We start from the raw sequence: 6,652 nt of genomic DNA on the forward strand, positions 1-6,652 counted from the left end.
ATGGAAATCACCACCATTATCGGGATTGTTATCGCAATTGTGATTATGCTGTTTGGTATAAGAATGCTGTTCAAAAAACCTGTGGAGGCTGTACCTTCACTAGATGCCAACCTGCATATCGACCCGGATAGCCAGACACCGATCATTCCAAGGCATGTACGTTCTCAGTTAGCACAACAGGATGTCGAATCTGATCGTATCGAGCCAAGCCTAGGCATAGATGAACCAGCTCCTGAAAAACCTTCAGTATTTCAAAAGGCTGAATCAACTCCGGTTGAACCGGCAGCGGTCGAAACTCTTGCAGTTGTCCCGTCAACAGAAGCTGAAGTAGTGGCAAAGTCGGTAGTAACGGCAGCAGATGTTCAACAGGTAGAAACAGAACAGAAGAATAGCCAGACTGAAACCAAGGAAGAAACGCCTGAATTCAGCTTGAACAGCAACATCGAAAAAGCAGAAATTTCTGAATTTAATGATGAAAGCAGTATTCTGGATGCACATCTGCATGAGCAAAAAATAGTGGATGAAGAAAGTGCTTTGTCCAATGCTGAAACCATTATTTCTTTGCATATCTATCCGCAAGGCCGTGTACTTTCTGGTGATAAAACCCTGAAAGTTTTACTGAAATATGGCCTGCGTTATGGTGAACTGGCCTGTTTTCACCGCTATAGTGAAGATGGTTCAAAACTGCTGTTTTCGGTATTGCAAATGACCGATACTGGTATGGAAGGCTTTGATCTGGAAACCCTATCAACTCAGGAAGTGAAAGGTCTGGCATTCTTCCTGGCTTTACCGCATAGCGATGTACAAAATGCGTTTGATACCATGGACAGTATTTCACGTCTGATTGCCCGTGAAGTGGATGGTCTGGTCTATGATCAGAACCAGCAGGAATTTACCCCACAATTACGTGAATTCTGGCGCCATCAGGCAATTGATTATCGTGCTGGACAAGGCACGGAAGTTTAAGGCTGCTTTGTTCAATCTCCAAGTTGAATCTGTAGACTGCAATTTTTATAATAGCCAAAAGCTGAATATTCTACAGGGCGGATTTTCCGCCCTTTTTTATGGTGAAATTATGACCCAAGATGCCACTGTCATTGCGCAAATGCGTCAACTGATTCAACTGCTTGCCAAGCATAACCATGCTTATTATGTGATGGATCAACCGAGCATTGAAGACAGTGAATATGATCAGCTCTTTCATCAGCTCAAAGCCTTAGAACAACAATATCCTGACCTGATCCAGTCCGATAGCCCGACCGATAAAGTGGGTGGGCAGGCGCTTTCAAAATTTGTGACCGTAACACATGCCGTGCCGATGCTGTCATTGGGCAATGTCTTTAATCAGGAAGATCTGCTGGCTTTTGCCCGCCGTATTGAAGAACGTTTGCCGAATCAAAAAATTGAATATGATGTTGAACTGAAATTTGATGGTCTGGCCATTTCACTCTGGTATGAGCATGGCGTACTGACACGTGGGGTGACGCGCGGCGATGGGGAAACCGGTGAAGACATCACCCAGAATGTCAGAACCATTCGCAACCTGCCGAAACTTTTATCTCCGGTGAATGGCATCATTCCCGATTTGTTAGAAGTACGTGGCGAAGTATTGATGCCAAAATCCGGTTTTGAAAAATTAAACGCGTCCAATGCGGCCAAAGGTGAAAAGACCTTTGCCAATCCGCGTAATGCTGCGGCAGGAAGTTTGCGTCAGCTAGACCCGAATATTGCTGCCTCGCGGCCATTGGCTTTTTATGCTTATGGGATAGCCCAGTGTGTACCGCATCATGGTCAAACCACTATGTCCGCCAGTCTGGAATGGTTACATCAGTTCGGTTTTGCGGTTGGCGAGCGTCACTTTATCTGTGACAGTATTCAAGACGTGCAAAAGGTCTATGAACAGATTATTGATGAGCGTGCCAGCCTCAGTGTCGAAATCGATGGCATGGTGATTAAGGTTAATAACCTGAAACAGCAGCAACAACTCGGTTTCCTGAGCCGTGAACCGCGTTGGGCCACCGCCTATAAATTTCCGGCAGTTGCCGCCCTAACCACAGTAGAAAATATTAATTGGCAAGTAGGTCGTACTGGAACCCTGACGCCGGTCGCGCGTTTAAATCCGGTCGCTGTCGGTGGAGTAACAGTTTCCAATGTGACACTGCATAATATCGGCGAAATTCACCGTCTGGATGTACGCATTGGCGATACCGTCAGTGTTTATCGTAGTGGTGATGTGATTCCTAAGGTGGAAAAAGTCTGGCCGGAATTTCGCCCGGTTGATGCAGTCGAAGTGCATTTACCTGAGCAATGCCCAGTCTGTGATTCACCCGTGGTCATGCCAGAAGGCGAAGCCTTGGCACGCTGTTCCGGTGGACTATATTGTGCCGCGCAACGTATCGAGGCCATTCGTCACTTTGTCTCACGTAAAGCCATGGATATTGAAGGCTTGGGTGACCGTTGGGCAGAATCGTTGCTGCATCTGAATCTACTTAAAGATGTCTCAGATATTTACCATCTGCATGAACATCGTGAGACTTTGCTCGGTATTGAAAAGATGGGCGCCAAATCGGTTCAAAATCTTTTAGATGCTATCAAAAACAGCAAAAAAACCACACTGGCTGCTTTTATCTATGCTCTCGGTATTCGTGGGGTGGGTGAAACTACGGCGCGGATGCTGGCTAATACTTTCCAGACGCTGGATGCCTTACGTGAGGCAGATCTGGAAGCATTAAAGAAAACTCCAGATGTTGGTGATATCACAGCAGAATGGATTCTGGATTTCTTCCAGGCACCGCATAATCTGGAAGTCTTGGATCGTTTGTTAGCTGCGGGTATTCACTGGGATGCGCCAATTGCACCAACGCGCCAACCACTGAATGGCGAAAGCTGGGTGGTGACGGGTACTTTAAGTTCTATGGGACGTGATGAAGCGACGCAATTGCTGCAAGCCTTGGGTGCACGTGTTAGCGGTAGTGTTTCTAGCAAGACCAAATGTGTGGTGGCGGGTGAAAAAGCGGGTTCTAAGCTCGATAAAGCGGAAAAATTGGGCGTTCCAGTTTTGAATGAAGAACAGTTTATTACACTCATGAAAGAGTATGGGCAAATCGAAGACTAATCAGTTCTAAACAATGACTCAAATAAAAAAGACACCGAGGATGATGAATCTTCAGGTGTCTTTTTTATTGCTAGTTCAAAACTATAGGTGAATGAGAGGGGGAGGATAGACAAATACAAGGACGGGTTCGGCAATGTGAGTTGAATTCACGTACAATATCGATTCATTTGCAGGTATAGATCCTGCCTTATTGATTCTGTTCTCCCGTTGATGATTGGCATACACATGGCTCAAGCAAAGAAATCTTTTCCGCAACAAAAATCGGAATTACATGCACGAAATCTGCATCGTAGTCGTTACGATTTTCCTCAGTTAATCAAGAGTTGTCCGGAACTTGCCCCTTTTGTCAGCCCGAATCAATATAACGATCTTTCAGTCAACTTTTCTGATCCTCAAGCTGTGAAAATGCTCAATAAAGCATTGCTCAAGCATTTTTATGGTATTCAATATTGGGATATTCCTCAAGATTATCTTTGCCCACCTATTCCGGGTAGAGCCGACTATATTCACTATTTAGCGGACTTGTTGAGTGATAGCAATAAAGGTCAGATTCCAACAGGACACGCCGTTCACGTATTAGATATTGGGGTGGGCGCGAACTGTATTTATCCGATTATTGGTCATCGTAGTTATGGTTGGAAATTTGTTGGCTCAGACATTCATCCTGCATCGGTAAAAAGTGCTCAATTTATTGTGGAGGCAAATCCAAATCTCAGGAAGGGGATTCAGATTCGATTGCAAAAGACACCGAGCAATATTTTCAAAGGTGTGATTAAACCTTCAGATCGTTTTGATTTGACCCTGTGTAACCCACCATTTCATGCTTCGCAAGATGAAGCAAATGCCACAGCAACGCAAAAAATACGCAAACTTGGCAAACCGGTTGATCGGTCTAAAGTGGTGTTAAACTTTGGCGGACAAAAGAACGAGCTGTGGTGTGACGGTGGAGAAGAACGCTTTGTTTGCCAGATGGTACAAGAGAGCACACAGTTTGCTGAGCAATGTCTTTGGTTTAGTACACTGGTTTCTAAGAAAACCACATTGCCTATGCTGTTAAATACCTTGCGTAAGTGCGGTGCAGTGGAGGTAAAAACCATTAAAATGACGCAGGGGCAAAAAGAGAGTCGTTTTGTGGCTTGGACTTTTCTAGATGCAAAGCAACAGCAAGCGTGGAAAAATGCGCGTTGGACTTCTGCTTAGCTTGTTTTTAGGCAGAAATAGTGAGCTTGTGGGCGCATAAGTCGGTGTAGTAGCTCAAATTTAATCTGACAGACACAATAAAAAATCGGTAACTGTCAGATCAGGTTTGAGCTAGTACGATTAAGGAATATATTTTTTCACCACACCATCATCTAGTAATTGCTGGAAGTGCTCGACCAGACTCTCTTTCACCGGACGATATTCCAGACCGAGTTCATCCTTACTTTTCTGAGCATTAAAGAAAATTGGATAACCCATATTCAGTTCTACAAATTTGCGGCTAAAACCTGCTACAGGCCCGAACAGTTTAAAGGCTGCTTTAGGCAGTTGATTGCGTGGGAACGGAAACTTATTGCCAAAATGTGCCCGTAGAATTTGGCCCATTTCCAGCAGGCTCAAGCTTTCACTACAAATGATATAACGACCATGCGCTTGCGGATTAAATGCAGCACGGATATGCGCTTCAGCGACATCCTGAACATCGACCACGCCATTCCACATCGGTGGAACGCCAAGCAGCATCATGCCGTTGGCAAATTGCTGCAAGACTTCGACACTGCCCGACTGAGTAGTTGGTGTTAGGGATTGACCAAAGACTAGCGCTGGATTGATACAGACCAGATCCCAGCGATCTTGCGCTTCAGCCATTTCCCAGGCTTTACGCTCTGCCATGACTTTGGAATAAGGATAAGGCTGATGCGTGGCCGAACTGGTGGTATTCCAGTGTGATTCATCAAAACTGTTATTTTCAGTCTGTAGAATATCAATGGCATCGCCATAGGTGGATGCGATACTCGATGTGACGATCACGCGTTTCACTGATTCGGTCTGATTGACACTATTCAGTACATTTTCAGTGCCTAACACCGCAGGTTCAATAATATCTTTGACTGCATCTTTATAGTTGGTGACCACAAAAGGCGAGGCCATATGAAAGACAATTTCACAACCTTGCATCGCCTGATCAAAAGAGCCTGGGCTTAATAAATTGGCCTGAAATAACTTAAGAGTTCCCGGCGTGCTGTCGGCAATTTTTTCTAAATGAGCAAAGCTTTTACTTTTATTCAGGTCACGCACCGTAGCATGTACGGTATAGCCTTGCGTGAGTAATTTCTGGATGACCCAGCTGGCAATATAACCCGATGCACCGGTAACCAGAACCGGCGATATTGTTTGTGGATGTGTCATATCGGAACCGTTGTTGTTTTAAATTTGTGTGAATGATAAGCGAAATTCAAGCATGAAGTACGCCAATGCAGTGATGTTTATACAAAAAGAATGAATCTGTCTGGTCAAAATTAAGATTTACAAATTTTAACGCATGTGTTTATTCGCCAGTTTTAGGTTATTGCCAAGCGTAATGAAAGTGCAAAGTGTTGTTTTATAAATGGGATTTCATTAAGAACAAAGTGTAAATGCAAGTACTTCTCATTTTAATTATATAAAAATCAAATATTTAACCATGGTTAAGCTTTGCAAATTCAATTGCTTTTCGCCATAATAGCAAAATATAGGTAGGGAGTTATTCAAATGCGCGGAAATCCAGAAGTCGTAGATTATTTAAATATGTTGATCGGTGGCGAACTGGCTGCTCGTGACCAATACTTGATTCACTCTCGTATGTATGAAGATTGGGGATTGACCAAAATCTTTGAACGTATCGATCACGAAATGCAAGAAGAGTCCCAGCATGCGGATGCGATTATCCGTCGTGTTCTGTTCCTTGAAGGAACGCCAAACATGCAGCGCGATGACGTTGAGATTGGCGAGGATGTGGTGAGCTGCCTGAAAGCCGATCTAAAACTTGAATATCATGTGCGGGAAAAACTGGCGCAGGGCATCAAACTGTGCGAAGAGAAAGGTGACTATATCAGCCGTGATATGTTACGCCAGCAAATGTCGGATACCGAAGAAGACCATACTTACTGGTTAGAAAAACAATTGCGCTTAATCGAACTGATTGGTCTGCAAAATTATATTCAGTCACAGATGTAAAACCGGATGAATAAAAAACCCAGCACATGCTGGGTTTTTTATATCTTGAAAATACTTAGTTGTTATTAGGGTCTGTTGACATTTCAAGTATAGAATTTACCCGATAAAGGTAGCCAAATAAATATACAAGCTAATGCAACTGCCCCCTCATAGCTACACTTTAGCTTATCATATCGTGTTGCTATTCCTCTGAATCATTAAGAGAACAAATATCTGCGAAAAAAACTAAAGCGAATATTCCAAGAAAATCAAATACTCAGTCAAATAATGATCATATGGATTGGTATTTATATAAAATCTGTGACGTGGTTTTGTGTGGGTGGTGGTTGGGGTGGGGGTGGG

The 6,652-nt window shown here is 43.8% G+C and carries 5 protein-coding genes and 1 pseudogene; 4 read left to right on the top strand and 2 right to left on the bottom strand.

Going from position 1 to position 6,652, the window contains the following annotated elements; all coding sequences use genetic code 11:
* The 3 genes from ACIG3F_RS10100 (at position 1) to rlmF (ending at position 4,315) form a co-directional block, all read left to right on the top strand.
* Positions 1-966, top strand: a complete 966-nt coding sequence (locus ACIG3F_RS10100) for a cell division protein ZipA C-terminal FtsZ-binding domain-containing protein (RefSeq protein ID WP_253147207.1) — start codon at positions 1-3, stop codon at positions 964-966.
* Between the two features lie 109 nt (positions 967-1,075).
* Complete coding sequence (gene ligA, locus ACIG3F_RS10105; protein WP_396469974.1) at positions 1,076-3,115, top strand: NAD-dependent DNA ligase LigA; 2,040 nt, start codon at positions 1,076-1,078, stop codon at positions 3,113-3,115.
* A 225-nt stretch (positions 3,116-3,340) separates the two neighbouring features.
* Positions 3,341-4,315 carry a 23S rRNA (adenine(1618)-N(6))-methyltransferase RlmF gene (rlmF, locus tag ACIG3F_RS10110; RefSeq protein ID WP_017397973.1) on the top strand — a complete coding sequence of 325 codons (975 nt, stop codon included), beginning with the start codon at positions 3,341-3,343 and terminating at the stop codon, positions 4,313-4,315.
* A 120-nt stretch (positions 4,316-4,435) separates the two neighbouring features.
* Here the strand turns inward: rlmF and ACIG3F_RS10115 are convergent, their stop codons facing one another.
* A complete protein-coding gene (locus ACIG3F_RS10115) occupies positions 4,436-5,503 on the bottom strand; it encodes an SDR family oxidoreductase (protein ID WP_396469976.1) in 1,068 nt (355 codons plus the stop codon).
* A 342-nt stretch (positions 5,504-5,845) separates the two neighbouring features.
* On the opposite strand from ACIG3F_RS10115, the gene bfr reads away from it, so the two are divergent.
* On the top strand, positions 5,846-6,310 hold the full coding sequence (gene bfr, locus ACIG3F_RS10120; protein ID WP_004279207.1) for a bacterioferritin: 465 nt from the start codon (positions 5,846-5,848) through the stop codon (positions 6,308-6,310).
* 83 nt (positions 6,311-6,393) lie between these two features.
* Here bfr and ACIG3F_RS10125 read toward each other — a convergent pair.
* Positions 6,394-6,504, bottom strand: a pseudogene (locus ACIG3F_RS10125) (IS5/IS1182 family transposase); the annotation flags it as partial.
* Positions 6,505-6,652: the final 148 nt, after the last annotated feature.

The organism is Acinetobacter sp. NPDC052428, from assembly GCF_044547685.1.
In the GTDB taxonomy this organism is placed as follows: Bacteria; Pseudomonadota; Gammaproteobacteria; order Pseudomonadales; family Moraxellaceae; genus Acinetobacter; species Acinetobacter lwoffii_G.